The sequence below is a fragment of the Lysinibacillus sp. NPDC093210 genome (genome assembly GCF_044753985.1).
Classification (GTDB): Bacteria; Bacillota; Bacilli; order Bacillales_A; family Planococcaceae; genus Lysinibacillus.
On the sequence record NZ_JBIVOE010000013.1, the window covers coordinates 85,332 to 105,248 of the forward strand.

Below are 19,917 nucleotides of genomic sequence, written 5' to 3' on the forward strand. Positions count from 1 at the left end.
AACTGGAGTTTCTAACATCTACTTAAAATACATAAAATTCTATTTCATTTTGCTTAATGTAATTATTTTCTGAACAGTATATGGATTTCTTATGATTTATTTTATAATGCGATTAAAGGCTTATGACAAACACTTTATGTTGTGTGGCAAAGTGGATGTTTATCAAAAAAGTATTATTTATGACTACTCCAGTTACATAAGTAATAAATAGTAAATTGTATAGGTATATGTTAGTTGACGTGTAAGAAACAAATAATATAATGCTGAAAAAATAAGCGTAAGGTACTGAAAGATGCTATAATAATTACTAGAAAATGGTGAATTGGAGGCAACGAAATGGAAGTATTTATCGGAAGACAGCCAATCTTTAATCTTCACGAACAGGTCGTTGCGTATGAATTGTTGTATCGAAATAAAAATGAAAATTCATTTCCTGATGTCGATTCAGATGCTGCAACTGTGGATGTGTTAGTGAACTCATTTTTATCAATAGGTATTGACGAGGTGACGAAAGGGAAGCCTTGTTTTGTTAATTTTACGGAAAACTTGCTTATGAGTTCAATTGAAGAATTTTTAAATCCTTCGCAAATAGTAATTGAGATTTTAGAGGATGTACCACTAACACCCAAATTAGTTGAGCGTGTCATTGAGCTGAAGGCACATGGATTTACAATAGCTTTAGATGATTTTATTTTAAACGAAGATGTACAAATATATGAAAAACTTTTCCCTCATATAGATTATATAAAGGTGGATTTTTTATTATCCTCTGTGCTTGAAAGAATGGAAATTGAAAATATGGTAAAAGAAAATTTCCCTCATATTAAATTGCTTGCTGAAAAAGTGGAGACACAAAACCAATTTAAAGTAGCAAAGCACTCAGGCTATGAGTTATTCCAAGGCTACTTTTTTGAGCAGCCTCAAATAATTAGAGCAATGGATATACCTGCAAATGCAATTCAATATTTCCATATAATTTCTCTTTTAAAAGAAGAAGAGCCTAATGTTCATCTGTTAGCGGAAAACATCGAACGTGATATATCGTTAACGTATAAATTATTAAAAATGATTAATAATTCTAGTAGACGTTCAAAATCTAAAGTGCGTTCAATTAAGCAAGCTATACTATTACTTGGTTTAGCAAATCTACGTAAGTGGATATATTTATTAGCTTTACGTGAATTTGATGGTAAAACGGATTCAGATCTTTTTCAAGAATTGATGCGAACATCTTTGTTCAGAGCAAAAGTTTGTGAAAAATTAGCAAAGCTATCCTATAAGCAAAACTTTTCTGAGTATTTTTTAGTCGGGATGTTTTCATTAATTGATACGATATTACAAAGACCGATGAATGTTATTTTGCAGCAATTACCTTTTTCAGAGGCGATTACGGAAACGATTTTAGGTGGACAAACTGAGATGACACCATATTTAGAGTTTAGTATTGCCCTAGGTAAACTAGATTGGGAACGCCTAGAGCAATTAGCACCTCAAATAAACATTGAAATGGCAAGCATTGATCTTTTATATAATGAAGCTTTAGAATGGGCGGAAACATCATTATAATTAGGGAAAAACTACAGAAAATAAGCTACCGATGTTCACAAGGTAGCTTTTTTTGTTTGTTAGGTCGAGTTTCTCTTCATCAAGATGAAGTTCTCAACGTGAATACTATTTGCTATAATCATGTCGTCTTTAGAAAAATTCTGATAGTTGAAGTGGGCGTGAGGAAATGAATCAATCACAAGATGTAAAGGCAAGTATTTTGGAATATGTGTATGTAATTGTTGGTGCCGCAATAGTGGCAATTGGTTTTAATGTATTTTTACTACCAAATCAAGTAGCTTCAGGAGGCGTTAGCGGCATAAGCACCATTTTACATGGCTTATTTGGCTGGAATCCTGGACTAGTACAATATGCATTTAATATCCCGTTGTTTTTAGCAGGAGTTCTAATACTTGGTAAAAAGTTTGGTGTAAAGTCTTTTGTCGGTACAATAACGTTACCGTTTATCGTCTTATTAACGAATAATTGGGAACCTTGGACTGATAACCCTTTACTTGGTGCACTTTTTGGTGGAATTGTTGTCGGATTAGGAATAGGACTAGTCTTTAAGGGGAATGCTTCTACTGGTGGCACTGATTTACTAGCTCAAATTATTACAAAGTATACCGGATTATCGCTTGGTACAAGTGTACTATTAATTGATGGCATTATCGCAATTAGTGCAGCAATTGTTTTTGACTTAGAAAAAGGACTCTATGCCTTAATCGGCCTTTATGTCACAACAAAAACGATTGATATTATTCAGCTTGGATTTAGTCAATCTAAAATGGTATATATTATTACGTTGAAACAAGATGAAGTGCGTGATGCGATATATGCTGAAATTGATCGTGGTGTGACAAAATTGCCTGCAATTGGCGGCTATACTGGAGAAGCACGACCAGTTTTAATGGTTGTTGTCTATCAAACAGAGTTCACAAAGCTGAAACAACTCATTAAAAGCGTTGATCCATCTGCGTTTGTCATCGTTTCTGATGCCTACGAGGTGTTAGGTGAAGGTTTCAAGCGTGCATAAATTTGGTATAATAGCAATGGTAAGATATTCATTTACTTAGGAGGGGTACTAATGAAAAAAGCAATGTTAACATTAGTGTTCGGTTCAGCAATTTTCTTAGCTGCATGTGGCGGCGGAGGAGATAAAAATAATGCGACAGGTAATAACGATACGGCTGCTGAACCAGACGGTAAAGCTATCGCAATGAAATCATGCGTTTCTTGTCACGGTGGTGAGCTACAAGGTATGGGTAATACACCTGCACTAAACAATGTAGGTTCTCGCTTATCTGAAGAAGAAATTTTAGATGTGATTAACAATGGTCGTGGGGCAATGCCAGCTGGACTTATTAAAGGTGCAGACGCTGAAGCTGTTGCCAAATGGTTAGCAACTCAAAAATAAATAAATGACAAAAACTAGCGGTTCTGGAGACCGCTAGTTTTTCTATTTGTAACTGTAAATGGTATATCTCTCGTAATTTTGCAAATGTATGTTACACCGCTGTCTAGAAGTAAGTATAATAGTGTTACTAAATAAACATGCAAACAAGTGTAATTTCATTTCTTTTATACATAGGCATGCTAAAATAAAACAATATTCAATTCGTTTGAATGGAGGCTGCAAATATTGGTCGTAGTATTGACAAGGGACGTAATGGAAAAATTTAAGTTAGAGCTATTAGGTGGCGAGGAAGGTATTGGAAGAACTATTACTACAAGTGATATTTCTCGACCTGGGTTAGAGATGGCTGGATATTTTACGCATTATCCTGCAAATCGAGTACAATTGCTAGGGAAAACGGAGCTTTCCTTTTTCGAAATGTTACCAACGAATGTTAAACTAGAACGCATGCGTTTACTATGTTCACAGGATACGCCGGCTATAATTATATCTCGTGACCTAGAAGTGCCTGAGGAGCTTATTCAAGCTTCAAACGAAAAGCATGTACCCGTATTTAAAACACATATGACGACAACAAAATTTTCGAGTAGACTAACCAATTATTTAGAAGGACGTTTAGCACCGATGACAGCGGCGCATGGCGTGTTGGTCGATGTATATGGCATTGGTGTGCTCATTATCGGAAAAAGTGGTGTTGGGAAAAGTGAAACAGCGCTAGAGCTTGTAAAAAAGGGGCATCGACTTGTTGCGGATGATTGTGTGGAAATTCGTCAGGAATCTGAGGATTTTTTAATAGGCAGTCCGCCTCCGCTTCTGGAGCATTTATTGGAAATACGAGGTATTGGTATTATCGATATTATGACCCTCTTTGGTGCAAGTGCCGTACGACCTTATAAGCGTATTACTTTAATTATTGAGTTGGAGATATGGGATCCTGCCAAAGTATACGATCGTTTAGGTTTAGAAGAAGAGAAAATGAAGATAATTGATACAGAACTGACAAAACTAACAATTCCAGTACGACCTGGACGAAATGTATCCGTAATTATCGAAGTGGCAGCAATGAATTACCGTTTAAAGAAAATGGGTGTCAATGCAGCTGAAGAGTTTTCAAGACGCTTAGATGAAGTCATTTCTTCAACAGATGAATTAGACGATTAAAAGGTAACAGATCGTTAAATATTGAGAGGAGCATAAGATGGATTTATTACTTTTAGACATTAACCCGATAGCCTTCCATTTAGGGCCAATTCCTGTACGTTGGTATGGATTGTTAATTGTATCGGGGATTATTTTAGCATATTTTGTTGGACAAAGAGAGGCTGTAAAACGCGGATTGCCCGAAGATTTTTTAGCTGACTTGTTATTATGGGCAGTACCGATTTCTATCATCTGCGCACGCATCTATTATGTTTCTATGCGTTGGGATTATTATAGTGAAAATCCAGGCAGCATTATTCAAATTTGGAATGGCGGTATTGCTATTCATGGTGCGCTTATAGGTGCATTTGTGACGGCTTACATATTTACTCGCAAAAAAGGGGTAAGCTTTTTACGCGTGGCAGATATTCTAGCGCCTAGTCTTTTAATTGGACAAATTATTGGTCGTTGGGGCAATTTTATGAATCAAGAGGCATTTGGTGGACCAGTGTCACGTTCATTTTTAGAAAACCTTATGCTACCTGATTGGATTATTAATCAAATGTACATTGAAGAACTAGGCACATATGTACATCCTACATTTTTATATGAATCTACATGGAATTTTGTCGGCTTATTAATTTTACTGGCATTACGTAAAGTGAATTTAAATCGTGGGGAAATATTCTTTAGCTATTTAATTTGGTACTCAATCGGTCGTTTCTATATAGAAGGTTTACGTACAGATAGTCTATATTTAATTGGAGACATACGATCAGCGCAGGTCGTTTCAATTATTGGCATTGTTGTAGGGCTTGGGGCAATTATTTACCGAAGATTGAAAGTAAAGCCTGCAGTGAAATATTTGGACAATAAGTAAGGAGTGTAAAGGATGACTGTAAAAGCATTGCTTTTTGATTTTGATGGTACACTATTAAATACAAATGACTTAATTATTCAATCATTTATGCACGTTTTGGAAGAGAGATTTCCCGGGCAATATTCGCCAAAAGATTGCCTAAAATTCATGGGTCCGTCATTAAAACAGACATTTAGTGAAATAACACCAGGCGAAGAAGAAGAAATGATGGCAAAATATCGCGCTTGGAATGAACCACATCATGATGAGCTTGTAACCGAGTTCCCTGACGTTGTGTCAACTTTAGAGCAATTGAAGTCGATGGGTATTAAATTAGCCATTGTCTCAACAAAGCGGAATGCTATGATTGATCGCGGCCTGAACATTCTAGGTGCTAGTCACCTATTCGATGTGATAGTAGGGACAGATGATGTGCAAAATGTGAAGCCAAATCCAGAGCCAGTTTTACTTGCTTTATCACGTCTAGGTGCAGCAAAGGAAGACGCCATTATGATTGGTGATAATTCTCATGATATTGAAGCTGCACATAACGCAGGTGTAAGAGCTGCAGGTGTTGCATGGTCAATAAAAGGGGAACAATATTTACAGCAGTTTAACCCAGAATATATATTGCAGCATATGAAGGATTTACTTGATATTGTGAAAGAGGGGTAAATGGATGGCGCGTAAAACAGAAAGATATCGTGTCGAGGGCGCAAACTCGTTATGGAATGTATATGATACGGTGTCCTTTTGGAAGGTGATGAAGTGCTTCATTGTCATTCAAATTGGACGCTTCACACCTTTTTTACGCGTGAAGAACTGGCTGTATCGCACTTTTTTAAAAATGAAAATTGGTGACAAAACATCTATTGCTTTAATGGTCATGCCTGATACGATGTTTCCAGAGCGTATTCATGTCGGAAATAATACAGTCATTGGCTTTAATACGACAATTTTAGCGCATGAATACTTAATTGAAGAATATCGTCTAGGGGATGTCCATATTGGCAATGAAGTGATGGTAGGTGCTAATTCAACTATTTTACCTGGAGTGATGATAGGTGACGGAGCCATCGTGTCAGCCGCAACACTAGTACATAAGGATGTACCTGCAGGCTGTCTAGCAGGTGGTAACCCGATGCAAATTATTTATACAGCAGAACAGATGGCCGAGCGCAAACAGAAGGAAGTTGTGCAATGGTGTACGCCGAAAAAGTAAAAAAAGTGTTAGATTGACTGCGGTCAATCTAACACTTTTTGTTATGCCGTTGATGTCCGCTACGGCGGTGCTTTCCGCGGGCACACCGTAAGCCGCAACCCTCGCTAACGCGCGGTTTGTTGCGTCTTACGCTGCGTGCGTTCCCGCAGGAGTCACCGCCTTCGCTACCATCACCTAGTGCTATCTACTAAATTTTATCTATTGCCAAAGAAAGAGTGGTTTTGATTTTATTCCTTTTGTATTGAGGAAATAACCTACATCTTTAAAAATTTATTAAGCCGTTGTTATTCGCTCCAGTGCCAACTTTCCACGGGCACACCGTAAGCCGCAACCCTCGCTAATGCGCAAAATGCCAGCGTCTAACTTTTTGTGCTGTACTCGCAGGAGTCACCGCTTTCGCTTCCAATAACTCGTACTATCACTATTTGCTAAATTTTATTTTAGGTTTACATGCGTTATGCTATAGAGCTTGATAACAGTTCAACTTTAGATAAATAGGTGTATAATTAACTGAATAATAAGTAATTAAATTTTTAGAGAATTCAGTGCGCAATATATTGACTGAATAAAAGGAATGCGTTAAAATACTTTCATATTCTAATTCTCTAGTACTCTAGTGAGTTAAAGTGAAACGTGAGGAAGTGTCAACATGTCCGCGATTAAAATGTTTGAAAAGCCACTTGGTATGCGCGATAAATTTCCGCAAATTTATGAAAAAGTAGAAGCTGTAAGACATACAGGTCGAAGCTTTTTACGCTCAAGAGGCTATGAATTTATAAAAACGCCTACAGTAGAGTATTTCGATACAGTAGGTAAAGCATCTGCAATTTCCGATGCGCATTTATTCAAGCTTGTAGATAGTCAGGGCAATACGCTCGTCCTACGTCCTGATATGACAACACCTATTGCTCGAGTAGCCACTTCGAAATTATTAAAAGAAATGATACCGCTACGCTTAGCTTACTTTGCTAGTGTATTCCGTGCACAGGAAACAGAAGGTGGACGGCCAGCAGAATTTGAGCAAATGGGTGTTGAGCTAATCGGTGATCATTCGGTATTTGCAGATGCTGAGGTAATCGCTACAGCAATGGAACTGTTAAAGCAGTTTGGCATAGAAAATTTCAAAGTAACGATTGGACATGCAGGTGTCTTAAATTGTATTTTACAGGACTATACAGAAAGTATCGAACAAGAAGACGCACTACGCACGTTGCTTGTACAGCGTAACTACGTAGGCTTTGAAGAGGCAGTGGCATCTTTTGATTTACCAAAGACAAAATCAGATGCATTATTACAATTTATCGAAGAGGCAATGACCTTAAAAGAAATTCGGGATATCGAAAAATATGTGCGGAAAAATGACGCATTAGAATATATGCAACAGCTTGCAAAATTGTTAGAAGTTGCTGACTTAGCTCAGTATGTAGCGTTTGATTTTACCCTATCAAGTCATATGAGCTATTACACAGGAATGTTATTTGAAGTGTTTGCATCAGGCAGCGGTTTTCCATTAGGGAATGGTGGACGTTATGATGGATTACTTGAAGTATTTGGCTCAAAAGTTGGGGCTACAGGCTTTAGTATTCGTGTAGACAGACTATTAGAAACAATAACAGCACAAGCTTTAGAAAAGGAAGAAGCTGTCGTTGTACTATTTGAGGAAGCAGACTTTGAGGTGGCTCTTGAAAAGATACAAGCTTTAAGAGCAGAGGGAAAACAAGCGACCTTACAGTTAAGAAGTAGTTTAGTTGATGAAGCAGCCTTTTTAACACATTTTACTGAGGTAGTTGTTGTTGGACAGGAGGAAATTTGCGGTGAATGAATTAACAATTGCTATGCCGAAAGGGCGCATTTTTGAAGAGGCATACCAAATGCTTATAGAAGCAGGCTTTAATTTACCAGAAGAGGTTGAGATGACGCGTAAATTAATGATAGAAATTCCTGAAGAAAAAATTCGTTTTATACTAGCAAAACCTATGGATGTTCCTGTGTATGTCGAGCACGGTGTTGCAGATATAGGCATTGCCGGAAAAGATGTCTTATTGGAACAACAGCGAGTCGTCCATGAGCTTCTTGATTTAAGAATAAGTACATGCTATATCGCATCAGCAGGCTTACCTAATACGACGATGAACGAAATTGCGCCACGCATTGCGACAAAATATCCAAACATTGCGATGAAGTACTATAAAGGTATTGGTGAGCAAGTAGAAATTATTGAATTAAATGGGTCGATTGAGCTTGCACCGATGATAGGCCTAGCGGACCGCATTGTAGATATTGTATCGACAGGACGGACCCTTAAAGAAAATGGCTTAGTCGAGTATGAGTTTATTACAGATGTATCCTCGCGCTTAATCGCCAATCCAGTGAGCTATCGAATGAAAGGTGATCGCATCATTGACCTAGTAAAACGCTTAAAGAATTGCGTCGACTAATAAAATATCATGTGCTTCTACTTGTAAACTCGTTGCAAAAAGAGCGCTGCATGAATTGCTAGAAACCAAAGGGGACTTTTTTCATGAAAATAACAAAGTTAGCAAAAGGTATTTCCTTGAAACGACCACTTGAAGGTGGCAATGAAGAACAATTAATGGTTGTACGACAAGTATTGGCGGATGTCCGAGCACAAGGTGACATCGCAGTACGTACATATACAGAAAAATGGGATGGCTTTGCACCTGACAATTTACGTGTCACAAAGGAAGAAATTGCAGAGGGTGTAAAGGCGATAGATGCACAACTATATGCAGATTTAACGGAAGCTGCACAAAATATTCGTCTCTATCATGAGCAACAAAAGCGTTCTGGCTATCGAATGGAATTAGCAAATGGCTCCTGGCTTGGACAACGTATTACTGCGCTCGATGCAGTAGGTCTTTACGTTCCAGGAGGGACAGCTGCATATCCCTCCTCCGTATTGATGAACGTGATTCCTGCACAAGTTGCTGGTGTTCAGCGAATTGTTATTACATCACCTGCTGGTCGTGATGGTAAATTACCTGCTGGCGTGCTTGCTGCTGCTCATATTTTAGGAGTAGAAGAAGTATATAAAATTGGTGGTGCACAGGCAATTGCGGCACTTGCCTACGGAACGGAAACGATTCAAGCGGTCGATAAAATTACAGGCCCTGGCAATATTTTTGTTGCACTTGCTAAACGTGAAGTATTTGGTGAAGTCGCAATTGATATGATTGCGGGACCAAGTGAAATTGCAGTAATTGCAGATGAAACAGCCTTTGCAGATGAAGTTGCAGCAGATCTTTTATCACAGGCAGAGCATGATAAGATGGCTTGTGCCATTTTAGTGACAACATCTGAGCAACTTGCTAATAATGTAGCACTTGAAGTGGAAAAGCAATTAACCATTTTACCACGTGAAGAGGTAGCACGTGCATCAATAGAAAATTATGGTGCGATTTATATTGCCGAAACGATGTCAGATGCAGTAGAGGCAATTAACTCATTAGCTCCGGAACATTTAGAAATCGTTACAAAAAATGCGGAAGCTGTGGCAGAGCAAGTACGTCACGCTGGCGGTATCTTTATCGGGCGATATAGCTCAGAGCCTGTTGGTGATTATTTTGCAGGCACAAACCATGTATTACCAACAAACAGCACAGCTCGTTTTGCAAGTGGGTTAAATGTAGATGACTTCGTGAAAAAATCGAGCATCGTTTATTACACTGAAAAAACTTGGGCCGACAATGCCCCGAAAATTGCACGTTTAGCTCGCATGGAAGGTCTAGAGGGGCATGCTCGTGCAGTAGAATCTCGCGGATGGGAAAAGGAGTAGAACGATGACAGAACAGAAACGCTACGCAAAGGTAGAGCGGACAACTAATGAAACACAAATATCAGTAGCCATTGATTTAGATGGTGAGGGCAAAGCGGATATACAAACAGGTGTTGGTTTTATGGACCACATGTTGGATTTATTTATTAAACACGGTCTTTTTAATGGCACAATTCAAGCGAACGGTGATACGCACATTGACGATCACCACACGACAGAAGACCTTGGCATTGTGTTAGGACAAGCAATTCGTGAAGCGCTCGGTGATAAGAAAGGCATTAAACGTTACGGTAACGCCTTTGTTCCAATGGATGACGCACTTGCTCAAGTCGTGGTCGATTGCTCAAATCGTCCGCATTTAGAATATCGCGTGCCCGAGCTAAAAGAGAAGGTCGGCAATTTTGACACAGAATTAGTGCATGAGTTTTTATGGAAATTCGCACTTGAAGCAAGAATGAATGTGCATGTCATTGTGCCATATGGTCAGAATACGCACCATATAATTGAAGCTATCTTTAAGGCGTTAGCCCGTGCGATTGATGCAGCAGTTGAGATTGATCCTCGTGTTAAAGGTGTACCTTCAACAAAGGGGCTGTTAACGTGAAAATCGGTGTAATCGACTATGGCATGGGCAATTTATTTAGTGTCGAGCAAGCATTAAAACGCCTTGGCTGTGAGGTCGTAGTAACAGCAGATGAATACGAGCTAGATGCAGTCGATGCACTTTTATTGCCAGGTGTGGGCGCTTTTCCTGACGCTATGAAACGCTTAGCTGAAACAAAATTAGATAACTACCTCCAAAAAGTAAAGGCAGAAAATCGACCGTTGCTTGGTATTTGTTTAGGGATGCAGTTATTATTTGAAGAAAGTGCAGAGGTGACATTAACGAAGGGTCTAGGTTTCTTCAAAGGGAGCATTCAACGTTTTAGCGGAATTGAAGGGGATCAATCATATCGAGTGCCTCATATGGGGTGGAATCAATTGAATGTAACGAATCGCCCTTTATGGCTAAAAGAGGAAGCAACTGCCGAGCATGTTTATTTTGTCCATTCATTTTATGCGACAAATATTGATACAACAGAGCTTGTGGCTTATGCAGACTATTATGGTATTGAAGTGCCAGGAATTGTTGCAAACGGCTCTATTACAGGTATGCAGTTCCATCCAGAAAAGTCGGGTGAGTTAGGCGTTTACTTATTAGAACAATGGTTAAAAGGGGTGGCGGCGTGCTAACAAAACGTATTATTCCGTGTCTTGATGTAAAGGATGGGCGTGTTGTCAAAGGTGTACAGTTCGTTTCATTGCGCGATGCAGGAGATCCGGTAGAGCTTGCAAAGTTTTATGATGAGCAAGGGGCAGATGAGCTTGTATTTTTAGATATATCGGCATCGCATGAAGGTCGTGAAACAATGGTCGATGTGGTGCGCCAAACAGCGGCGACATTAGCTATTCCATTTACCGTTGGCGGTGGCATTCGCTCGTTAGAGGATATGAAACGTATTTTACGAGCTGGTGCTGATAAAGTATCCGTTAATACATCTGCTTTAGAACGTCCAGAGCTTATTAAGGAAGGTTCTGACTTCTTCGGTGCTCAATGTATTGTTGTTGCAATCGATGCGCGCTACAGTGAAGAAGACGGTACGTGGATGGTGTATACACACGGAGGCCGCAACAAAACATCATGGCGAGTGATAGAGTGGGCAAAAGAGGCTGTTCGCTTAGGTGCTGGTGAGATTTTATTAACCAGTATGAATCAGGACGGAGAAAAATCTGGCTTTGATTTAGCGTTAACAAAGGCGGTAAGAGATTCCGTGACAGTCCCCGTCATCGCAAGTGGTGGTGCAGGGAATGCCGAACATTTTTACGAAGTATTAACAGATGATGTAGATGCAGATGCAGCACTTGCAGCATCCATTTTTCATTACAAGGAAACGAGCGTAGCGCAAGTAAAACAATACTTACGTGAAAAAGGAGTGGCAGTTAGATGATGAATAACATTAAATTTGACGATAAAGGTCTTGTGACAGCCGTTGTGCAAGATGCCAATACAAAAGAAGTATTAACAGTAGCCTATATGAATAAAGAGTCATTAGAAAAAACATTGGAATCAGGCGAAACATGGTTTTACTCACGTTCTCGCGAAGAGCTATGGCATAAAGGAGCTACAAGTGGAAACGTACAAAAGGTAGTATCCATTAAAGCGGATTGTGATGGCGATGCATTAGTTGTAGAAGTACTTCCTGCTGGCCCAGCATGCCACAATGGAACGACTTCTTGCTTTACGAATGTACTTCAAGAAAACGCTAAAGTTGGTTCAGTGGGTATTATCCCTGAACTAGTCAAAGTCATTGAAAAGCGTGAGCAAGAAATGCCAGAGGGAGCATACACTACATATTTATTCGATAAAGGCATCGATAAAATTTGTAAAAAAGTTGGGGAAGAAGCAACAGAGGTTGTCATCGGTGCAAAAAATCGTGATGCAGAAGAGGTAAAATGGGAAGCGGCAGATTTAATTTACCATCTATTAGTTTTACTACAAGAACAAAAAGTAAATGTTTTTGATGTATTGCATGTGTTGGAAAAACGTCACGAGGAGAAATAACAGCATATCGCTTATTGTATGGTATAATATAAGTTACTGTAAAAAGGAACGTATGATGCGTTCCTTATTTCTTGTTTCGGAGGAAATATTTTGGAAAAGAAACGTCAAAAAGAGAAGCAAACGAATGTCGTATCGTTCATTCCAACAGGCGACTATTATTATAAAAAATCAATTCAAGCGATGAATAGCGGACAAATGGATAAAGCTTATAAATATTTACAGCGTGCTGTTGATTTAAGTCCAGATGATCCAATGATTTTATTGCAATTAGCGATTGTAGAATTAGAAGGTCAAAGTTTTGAAGAAGCCTATGATTTACTTCGTCGTGCCTATCAATTAGATCCAAATGAGCCGGAAATTATATTTTATATGGCGGAAGTGTCTGGGTGCGTCGGCATTATTCAAGATGCCAAACGCTTTGCGGAGCAGTACTTAGAAATGGAACCTGAGGGCGCTTATGCAGATGAAGCGGCAGAAATATTGGAGTTTGTAGCTTTTGAACAAGATGATTATGAAGAGCTTGAAGGAAGTGGCGAGGATTTATATCGTCAGGAGCAAGCTCGTCGTTGTATGGAAAAGGGAGATTTTCCAGAAGCGATAAACATTTTAGAACAACTAGTAGAAGATAGACCAGAATTTTGGTCTGCATACAATAATTTAGCTTTGGCTTATTTTTATGTCGGTGAAGCAGAGCAGGCAAAAGCAATCCTAAACACTGTACTGCGTGAAAATAAAGGGAATTTACATGCGTTATGCAATTTAACGGTTATTGCGTATTACGAGAAAAATGATGAGGAATTAAATGCACTTTTAGAGGTATTGGTGAAAATACAGCCATATGCTTGGGATCATCGTTATAAACTAGGTGCAACGCTTGCACTTATTGGTCAATATGAAATAGCCTTTAAATGGCTACGAAGCATGCAAAAACGTGGCTATTTAGGTGATCCAGGATTTTACTTTTGGTTATCGCATGCTGCGTATTTCTCTGGCTATGATGAAATTTCAAAGGGTGCTTGGGAGCAGTTGCTTGAGCTTGATCCAGAGAAAGAGGGCTTTGAACCTTGGCGTCAGCAGGAAAATACATATGAGCTTGACGCATTAGAACATGATCGTGACTTCATTGTATCTAAACTTGAAAGTGAATATATAAGTGATCGCCTATTCGGTTTATTTTTACTACAAGGTACAGCGCATAAACAGGAAATCATTGCTCATCCTAAATGGATAGATGTTGAACAATTTGGTGCTTTCGAAAAGCTTTTTTTAGCTTATGCACTTGGTCATCAGTTTGATGAAAAAAACAAAGTCGAGGCAAGCTTTTTAAGAGCCGTCCGTGTATCAGAGATATTATTAGAGCAATATGGGAAAATGACAACATTAGTTGCACCGATGTTTCAAATGTGGTTTGTGCTTTGTGAACAAGCACTGGGTGAAAATTATCGCTTTACAAATCCAGCGGCCATTGCAGGTGCAAATGATTTCTTATTCCGCTCATCTCGCATGTTGAAGGTGACGAAAAAGGAAATTGCAGAGCAGTATGGGATATCTGTGTCTACATTATCTAAATATATTGAAGAAATGTTAACGTTTTTACCAACGAGTTAAATTCAGGCTGTGAGCAACAAAGTTGAATAACTTAATGCTTTCACATACGATGAACATACTAACGTTATTATAAAAAAGTTTTACAAGTTTAGGAGGAAGTATGTATGTCAGAAGAAAAAATTTATGATGTTGTAATTATCGGAGCAGGACCTGCCGGCATGACTGCGGCTGTTTATACATCACGTGCAAACCTTTCAACGCTAATGATTGAGCGTGGTATTCCTGGCGGACAAATGGCGAATACAGAAGAAGTAGAAAATTATCCAGGGTTTGATACTATTTTAGGACCTGAGCTATCTACTAAAATGTTCGAGCATGCGAAAAAATTTGGCGCTGAGTATGCATACGGTGATGTTTCAGAAATCATCGATGGAGAAGAATACAAAATCATTAAATCTGGTGCTAAAGAATATAAAACACGAGCAATTATCCTTTCTACAGGTGCAGAATATAAAAAAATGGGTGTACCAGGTGAAAAAGAGCTTGGTGGACGCGGTGTCAGCTATTGTGCAGTATGTGATGGTGCATTCTTTAAACAAAAAAATCTCGTTGTCGTAGGTGGTGGGGATTCAGCTGTTGAAGAAGGTGTTTATTTAACACGTTTTGCTGATAAAGTAACAATTGTTCACCGTCGTGATAAATTACGTGCTCAAAAAATTCTACAAGATCGTGCATTTGCCAATGAAAAAATTGATTTCATTTGGAATGCCACAGTAAAAGAAATTAACGATGCTAACGGTAAAGTAGGCAGCGTAACATTACAATCAACTGTTGACGGCACAGAATCAGAATTTAATGCTGATGGCGTATTTATCTATATTGGTATGCTTCCATTAACAAAACCTTTTGGAGCATTAGGAATTTTAAATGAAGCTGGTTATATTGTGACAAACGATAATATGGAAACTAAAGTACCAGGTATTTTTGCTGCAGGAGATGTTCGTGAAAAAACGCTTCGCCAAATCGTAACTGCGACTGGCGATGGTAGTATTGCAGCACAAGCAGCACAACATTATGTGGAAGAATTATTAGAAAAAATTAACGCATAATAGGCCTAAAAAACAGTTCGTATCGAATGCCCACGTTCAGCGACCAAAGCTGGTTGCTATTGGCCGTTATTACCGGAAAAAAATACAATTTTTTAATACGGTTTTAATATTGCTGTAACTTGAATGACATATAAAAGGTGTATTATTTAGAGTGTAATTAGCAATCCCCCTTTTATTTTTTTAGTAGGTTGTTTCCGCCTAATTAGGTGGGAGCAACCTATTTTTGATATTTGTGCTAGTGACTGGCACTGAAACAATTCTGAATTCAGTGCCAGTCACTCAAACAATTCTGAATTTTAATGTCATTCACTCTATCGCTCCACGCAAATTCCTGCGACAACAGCACAAAAGTAAGACGGAACAAACTGCGCGATCGCGACAGTAGTGGCTAACCTTGTGTTGTATGGAAAGCGAAGTAGAGTTATACGCAATAATAAGCCTGATGCTTAGGCTTATTATTTTTGAATGTGTCATGTCTAACAATAGAAAACTGTATACTATAAGTATGGTTATTCGTGTAAAATAACTGTCATTGGGAGTACGACGACCCTTTATGAAAAAGAAACAAAAATCCTTAAAGATGATTCAAAATAATCGATTTTTTGCGCAAGATACCATAGTTGTGAAATGAAGACAAACTCTGATAGGTCTTGCTATAATAAAAAATATAATGCAAAAGAGATTAGAGGTGTGTCTATGCAAAGAATTGCAAACTTAATTGCCGTAAAAGACGGCAAAGTATTATTACTTCAAAAGCCGAGACGGGGCTGGTATGTAGCACCAGGCGGAAAAATGGAGAGCGGTGAGTCGATTTATGAGGCTGCTTTACGTGAGTTTCAGGAAGAAACAAATGTTATACCATTGAACGCGCATCTAAAGGGTGTATATACGATGATTATTAAAGAAGATAACGTTAAGGTGGATGAATGGATGCTATATACTTTTATGGCGAAAGATATAGAAGGAGTACCATTCGAAGAAACAAGAGAAGGTAAGCTTGCATGGCACCCAGTTGGGGATTTAAAACATTTGCCGATGGCTGAAGGTGATCGAACAAATTTACAATTTGCTGTTTCGCAATCAGGCATTCAGTACGGCACATTCGAATACACGAAGGATTTTGAATTGCTTCATGAGAAAATACAAATATCAATAGAACAATAAAGGAGCTGCATGACAGTGGTGGTTGAAAGTCAACAATGTACACACGAATTGGTCATTATTACAGGAATGTCTGGAGCTGGGAAGACAGTAGCTATTCAAAGCTTTGAGGATTTAGGGTATTACTGTATTGATAATTTACCACCAGCGTTACTCACGACTTTTTTAACTTTACTTAGGGATTCAGGTAAAAATATTACACGTATTGCAGCTGTCATGGATATGCGTGGCGGCAACTTTTTTGATTCGCTTATTGGTGCGCTTGACCATATATTAAAAGAGGGCGACATCATTGTCCGCATTTTATTTTTAGATGCAGATGATGCAACGCTTGTAAGACGTTATAAGGAAACAAGACGTGCACATCCATTAGCTGTAACTGGTTTACCGCTAGATGGTATTAAACAAGAACGCGTACTTCTATCAGAAGTAAAAGGTCGCGCTAATTTCGTTTATAATACGTCTAACATGAAACCAAAAGAGCTACGCGAGAAAATCGTTAATGAATTTGCAAGTGATGCAGATCATACTTTTTCAATTAATATTATGTCCTTTGGATATAAACATGGTATGCCAATAGATGCAGACTTAGTATTTGATGTGCGCTTCTTAAAAAATCCTTATTATGTGGAGGAATTGCGCCCTAAAACTGGTTTGCAAACTGAAGTCTCATCTTATGTATTAGCGTTAGAGGATACACAAATCCTTATTCAAAAACTAACGGATTTGTTTGAATTTATGATACCGCTTTATAAACAAGAGGGGAAATCACAACTTGTCATTGCTTTTGGTTGTACAGGAGGACAGCATCGTTCGGTGACTTTAGCAGAATATTTTGGCGCTTGCTTAGCCAAAAAAGAAAATGCTGTGATATCGCACCGTGACATCAATCGAAGAAAGGATTGAGTGAATGGGGAAAAAGCAAACAAGGCTAGTTGTAATAGGTGGTGGTACTGGCCTTTCTACGTTACTGCGTGGTTTAAAGCATCACCCGTTTGATATCACTGCAATCGTAACAGTTGCGGATGATGGTGGTTCCTCAGGACGTTTACGTGATGATTACGATATCCCTCCGCCTGGTGATGTTCGTAATGTCATCGCTGCATTATCGGATGTGGAGCCACTCGTTGAGCAAATGTTTCAATATCGCTTTTCGGTATCAGAGGATTTAAATGGTCATTCTCTTGGCAATTTAATGTTAACGGCCTTAACCGATATAACTGGGGATTTTAGTCATGCTATTAGTGAAATGGGAAAAGTTTTAAAAGTACATGGTCGAGTAATCCCAGCGGCTAATAAAAAAATTACTTTAAATGCCGAATTAGAAGATGGGGTAGTAATTGAAGGTGAGTCAAAAATTCCAACTGCCGGAAAGCGCATTAATCGCGTTTTTTTAGTGCCTGAAAATGTGCAACCGCTACCGGAGGCAATACGAGCAATTAATCGAGCTGACTATATTTTAATAGGACCTGGAAGCTTATATACGAGTATTATTCCTAATTTGCTAGTAAAAGAAATTGGAGAAGCTGTAGTAAGAGCCAAGGGACGAAAAATTTATGTATGTAATTTAATGACTCAAAAAGGTGAAACGATTTCTTATACAGCAGGTGACCATGTTGAGGCTATTCTCAAGCATGTTGGGGATTCTTTTATTGATGCTATTTTAGTAAATGATGAACAACTTCCGCACCCTGTTAAAGAGCTGTATAAAGAAGAATGTGCGGAGCCCGTAACATTTGATGTTGGTAAGCTTGAAAGTATGGGGTTAGAGGTTATAAAACGTGATATTGCAACCATTCGACCAGATGGGACAGTTCGTCATAATGCTGCAAATGTAGCACAATGGCTTGTGGATTATGCAAAAATCTTACCGAAAAAGTAAGGAAGCCTACAATAGAGTCCTAAAGAATGCTTGTTGTATATGGTAAGATGAACATATACATAGAAATAAAGGTCGAAAGGAGGGCGTAATATGTCATTTGCTTCAGAAACGAAAAAAGAGCTGACGCAAGTAGAAGCGGACGATTATTGTATGAAAGCAGAAGTATCTGCTTTAATTCGTATGAATGGTTCATTATCTTTTGCTAACAAGCAACTTAGTTTAGACGTGCAAACTGAAAATGCTGCTATCGCTAGAAGGCTTTACACAATTATGAAGAAGTTGTATCCATATAACGTCGAGCTACTTGTACGTAAAAAAATGCGTTTGAAAAAGAACAACGTTTATATATGTCGTGTGCGAGAAGGGGCGCGTGAGTTACTCATTGATTTAGCGATAATTTCGGATGATTTCCAATTCAATCACACGATTTCTAAAGAGCTTATTAGAAAGAGTGGCCATAAAAGAGCTTACTTACGTGGAGCATTTTTAGCAGGTGGCTCGGTAAATAACCCAGAAACGTCTGCCTATCACTTAGAAATTTATTCTTTGTATAAAGAACACGGTGAAGCATTAATGGACTTGATGAATGAATTTGAGTTGAACGCAAAAACAATTGAACGAAAGAAGGGCTTTGTGACATACTTAAAAGAAGCGGAAAAGATTTCCGATTTTTTAAACATTGTCGGAGCTCATCAAGCGATGATGAAATTTGAAGATGTTCGTATATTACGCGATATGCGAAATAGTGTAAATCGTATTGTAAACTGTGAAACAGCAAACTTGAATAAAACGATAGGCGCTGCACTACGCCAGGTAGAAAATATTCGCTTTATCGAAAATTCAGTTGGGCTGGATCAGCTGCCTGAAAAGCTTCGTGAAATTGCACGCTTACGTGTGGAATATCAAGATGTAACGTTAAAAGAACTTGGTGAAATGGTATCAAGTGGAACGGTTAGTAAATCAGGAGTTAACCATCGTTTGCGTAAAATAGACGAAATAGCAGATGCATTAAGAAGAGGTGAAAAAATAGGCGGTTAAGCTTTCATACAAAAGACAGAAAGCTAGTGCAATCGCTTATTGTTCTTCTGCTGCTAAGTGCGGTAATATAAAACTAATAGATGAACGGTAGTGAAGGAGAGAATTGCGAATGACTGAGAAGACAGTCCAGGTAAAATTAAAATTAGGACTACAAGCTAGACAAGCGGCGTTGTTTGTACAGGAAGCAAATCGTTTTAGTGCTGATATTTTTCTTGAAAAAGACGAGAAAAAAGTAAATGCCAAATCCATTATGGGTGTAATGAGCTTAGCTATTGCTAAAGGTACAAAGGTCGTATTAAGCAGTGAAGGTAGCGATGCAGAGCAAGCGGTTACATCATTAGCTGCTCTTATTGAAAAAGAAGACTAAGCAAAAGTATGCTTAGCATATTAAAAACAAAAAAACCTCTAAGTCACTGAACTGCACCCCAATTGTTAGACACATCTAACAATTGGAGGTGCAGTTTTTTTATGGCTAAATATACTGCAGAGGAAAAATTACAAGTAGCTTTACGATACTTAGAAGGCAAAGAAAGTTCACATGAAATTGCTAAATCGATTGGGACAGATAATAAGGCAATTCTTACTTGGGCTAAACAAT

The 19,917-nt window shown here is 38.5% G+C and carries 21 protein-coding genes; all 21 read left to right on the forward strand.

Annotated features, from left to right (window positions below; translation table 11 throughout):
• Positions 1-336 precede the first annotated feature (336 nt).
• Positions 337-1,566 carry an EAL and HDOD domain-containing protein gene (locus ACIP9C_RS21730; protein ID WP_401014512.1) on the forward strand — a complete coding sequence of 410 codons (1,230 nt, stop codon included), beginning with the start codon at positions 337-339 and terminating at the stop codon, positions 1,564-1,566.
• A 166-nt stretch (positions 1,567-1,732) separates the two neighbouring features.
• Positions 1,733-2,581: a YitT family protein gene (locus tag ACIP9C_RS21735; RefSeq protein WP_401014514.1), complete on the forward strand. Its 849-nt coding sequence runs from the start codon at positions 1,733-1,735 to the stop codon at positions 2,579-2,581.
• A 51-nt stretch (positions 2,582-2,632) separates the two neighbouring features.
• Positions 2,633-2,962 carry a cytochrome c551 gene (gene cccB / locus ACIP9C_RS21740; protein WP_139859783.1) on the forward strand — a complete coding sequence of 110 codons (330 nt, stop codon included), beginning with the start codon at positions 2,633-2,635 and terminating at the stop codon, positions 2,960-2,962.
• A 225-nt stretch (positions 2,963-3,187) separates the two neighbouring features.
• Positions 3,188-4,123 (forward strand): HPr(Ser) kinase/phosphatase, encoded by a 936-nt coding sequence (gene hprK / locus ACIP9C_RS21745; RefSeq protein WP_401014518.1) that lies wholly within the window; start codon positions 3,188-3,190, stop codon positions 4,121-4,123.
• A gap of 37 nt (positions 4,124-4,160) precedes the next feature.
• Positions 4,161-4,982: a prolipoprotein diacylglyceryl transferase gene (gene lgt, locus ACIP9C_RS21750; RefSeq protein ID WP_401014521.1), complete on the forward strand. Its 822-nt coding sequence runs from the start codon at positions 4,161-4,163 to the stop codon at positions 4,980-4,982.
• Positions 4,983-4,994: 12 nt separating this feature from the next.
• Positions 4,995-5,636: a pyrophosphatase PpaX gene (ppaX, locus tag ACIP9C_RS21755; RefSeq protein WP_401014524.1), complete on the forward strand. Its 642-nt coding sequence runs from the start codon at positions 4,995-4,997 to the stop codon at positions 5,634-5,636.
• Positions 5,637-5,640: 4 nt separating this feature from the next.
• The gene (locus ACIP9C_RS21760; RefSeq protein WP_401014527.1) at positions 5,641-6,183 is read left to right on the forward strand and encodes an acyltransferase; all 543 of its coding nucleotides are present in this window, start codon (positions 5,641-5,643) and stop codon (positions 6,181-6,183) included.
• A 649-nt stretch (positions 6,184-6,832) separates the two neighbouring features.
• Positions 6,833-8,005, forward strand: coding sequence for an ATP phosphoribosyltransferase regulatory subunit (locus tag ACIP9C_RS21765; RefSeq protein ID WP_401014529.1), 1,173 nt, complete (start codon positions 6,833-6,835; stop codon positions 8,003-8,005).
• The gene (gene hisG / locus ACIP9C_RS21770; RefSeq protein WP_340822501.1) at positions 7,998-8,621 is read left to right on the forward strand and encodes an ATP phosphoribosyltransferase; all 624 of its coding nucleotides are present in this window, start codon (positions 7,998-8,000) and stop codon (positions 8,619-8,621) included. Before ACIP9C_RS21765 ends, hisG begins: the two co-directional genes overlap by 8 nt.
• 83 nt (positions 8,622-8,704) lie before the next feature.
• Complete coding sequence (gene hisD, locus ACIP9C_RS21775) at positions 8,705-9,979, forward strand: histidinol dehydrogenase (RefSeq protein ID WP_401014534.1); 1,275 nt, start codon at positions 8,705-8,707, stop codon at positions 9,977-9,979.
• Between the two features lie 4 nt (positions 9,980-9,983).
• Positions 9,984-10,583, forward strand: a complete 600-nt coding sequence (hisB, locus tag ACIP9C_RS21780) for an imidazoleglycerol-phosphate dehydratase HisB (RefSeq protein ID WP_401014537.1) — start codon at positions 9,984-9,986, stop codon at positions 10,581-10,583.
• Positions 10,580-11,212, forward strand: a complete 633-nt coding sequence (gene hisH, locus ACIP9C_RS21785) for an imidazole glycerol phosphate synthase subunit HisH (RefSeq protein ID WP_401014540.1) — start codon at positions 10,580-10,582, stop codon at positions 11,210-11,212. The genes hisB and hisH overlap by 4 nt, the downstream gene beginning before the upstream one ends.
• Positions 11,206-11,967 (forward strand): imidazole glycerol phosphate synthase subunit HisF, encoded by a 762-nt coding sequence (hisF, locus tag ACIP9C_RS21790; RefSeq protein WP_401014543.1) that lies wholly within the window; start codon positions 11,206-11,208, stop codon positions 11,965-11,967. The genes hisH and hisF overlap by 7 nt, the downstream gene beginning before the upstream one ends.
• Positions 11,964-12,581 carry a bifunctional phosphoribosyl-AMP cyclohydrolase/phosphoribosyl-ATP diphosphatase HisIE gene (hisIE, locus tag ACIP9C_RS21795; RefSeq protein WP_401014546.1) on the forward strand — a complete coding sequence of 206 codons (618 nt, stop codon included), beginning with the start codon at positions 11,964-11,966 and terminating at the stop codon, positions 12,579-12,581. Before hisF ends, hisIE begins: the two co-directional genes overlap by 4 nt.
• 90 nt (positions 12,582-12,671) lie before the next feature.
• Positions 12,672-14,189 (forward strand): tetratricopeptide repeat protein, encoded by a 1,518-nt coding sequence (locus ACIP9C_RS21800; RefSeq protein WP_401014549.1) that lies wholly within the window; start codon positions 12,672-12,674, stop codon positions 14,187-14,189.
• 104 nt (positions 14,190-14,293) lie between these two features.
• The gene (trxB, locus tag ACIP9C_RS21805; protein ID WP_401014552.1) at positions 14,294-15,238 is read left to right on the forward strand and encodes a thioredoxin-disulfide reductase; all 945 of its coding nucleotides are present in this window, start codon (positions 14,294-14,296) and stop codon (positions 15,236-15,238) included.
• Positions 15,239-15,934: 696 nt separating this feature from the next.
• A complete protein-coding gene (locus ACIP9C_RS21810) occupies positions 15,935-16,402 on the forward strand; it encodes an NUDIX domain-containing protein (protein WP_340822515.1) in 468 nt (155 codons plus the stop codon).
• Positions 16,403-16,411: 9 nt separating this feature from the next.
• Entirely contained in the window at positions 16,412-17,305 is an 894-nt protein-coding gene (rapZ, locus tag ACIP9C_RS21815; RefSeq protein ID WP_401014557.1) for an RNase adapter RapZ, read from the forward strand.
• A 4-nt stretch (positions 17,306-17,309) separates the two neighbouring features.
• Positions 17,310-18,281, forward strand: a complete 972-nt coding sequence (locus ACIP9C_RS21820; RefSeq protein WP_401014560.1) for a gluconeogenesis factor YvcK family protein — start codon at positions 17,310-17,312, stop codon at positions 18,279-18,281.
• Positions 18,282-18,371: 90 nt separating this feature from the next.
• Positions 18,372-19,319, forward strand: coding sequence for a DNA-binding protein WhiA (gene whiA, locus ACIP9C_RS21825; RefSeq protein ID WP_401014563.1), 948 nt, complete (start codon positions 18,372-18,374; stop codon positions 19,317-19,319).
• A gap of 109 nt (positions 19,320-19,428) precedes the next feature.
• Entirely contained in the window at positions 19,429-19,686 is a 258-nt protein-coding gene (locus ACIP9C_RS21830) for an HPr family phosphocarrier protein (RefSeq protein ID WP_173479449.1), read from the forward strand.
• The last annotated feature ends 231 nt before the right edge of the window (positions 19,687-19,917 follow it).

Coding starts and splice junctions, on each gene's coding strand:
- ACIP9C_RS21730 (WP_401014512.1), top strand. CDS start 337: ATGGAAGTATTTATCGGAAGACAGCCAATCTTTAATCTTCACGAACAG.
- ACIP9C_RS21735 (WP_401014514.1), top strand. CDS start 1,733: ATGAATCAATCACAAGATGTAAAGGCAAGTATTTTGGAATATGTGTAT.
- cccB (WP_139859783.1), top strand. CDS start 2,633: ATGAAAAAAGCAATGTTAACATTAGTGTTCGGTTCAGCAATTTTCTTA.
- lgt (WP_401014521.1), top strand. CDS start 4,161: ATGGATTTATTACTTTTAGACATTAACCCGATAGCCTTCCATTTAGGG.
- ppaX (WP_401014524.1), top strand. CDS start 4,995: ATGACTGTAAAAGCATTGCTTTTTGATTTTGATGGTACACTATTAAAT.
- ACIP9C_RS21760 (WP_401014527.1), top strand. CDS start 5,641: ATGGCGCGTAAAACAGAAAGATATCGTGTCGAGGGCGCAAACTCGTTA.
- ACIP9C_RS21765 (WP_401014529.1), top strand. CDS start 6,833: ATGTCCGCGATTAAAATGTTTGAAAAGCCACTTGGTATGCGCGATAAA.
- hisD (WP_401014534.1), top strand. CDS start 8,705: ATGAAAATAACAAAGTTAGCAAAAGGTATTTCCTTGAAACGACCACTT.
- hisB (WP_401014537.1), top strand. CDS start 9,984: ATGACAGAACAGAAACGCTACGCAAAGGTAGAGCGGACAACTAATGAA.
- hisIE (WP_401014546.1), top strand. CDS start 11,964: ATGATGAATAACATTAAATTTGACGATAAAGGTCTTGTGACAGCCGTT.
- trxB (WP_401014552.1), top strand. CDS start 14,294: ATGTCAGAAGAAAAAATTTATGATGTTGTAATTATCGGAGCAGGACCT.
- ACIP9C_RS21810 (WP_340822515.1), top strand. CDS start 15,935: ATGCAAAGAATTGCAAACTTAATTGCCGTAAAAGACGGCAAAGTATTA.
- rapZ (WP_401014557.1), top strand. CDS start 16,412: ATGACAGTGGTGGTTGAAAGTCAACAATGTACACACGAATTGGTCATT.
- ACIP9C_RS21820 (WP_401014560.1), top strand. CDS start 17,310: ATGGGGAAAAAGCAAACAAGGCTAGTTGTAATAGGTGGTGGTACTGGC.
- whiA (WP_401014563.1), top strand. CDS start 18,372: ATGTCATTTGCTTCAGAAACGAAAAAAGAGCTGACGCAAGTAGAAGCG.
- ACIP9C_RS21830 (WP_173479449.1), top strand. CDS start 19,429: ATGACTGAGAAGACAGTCCAGGTAAAATTAAAATTAGGACTACAAGCT.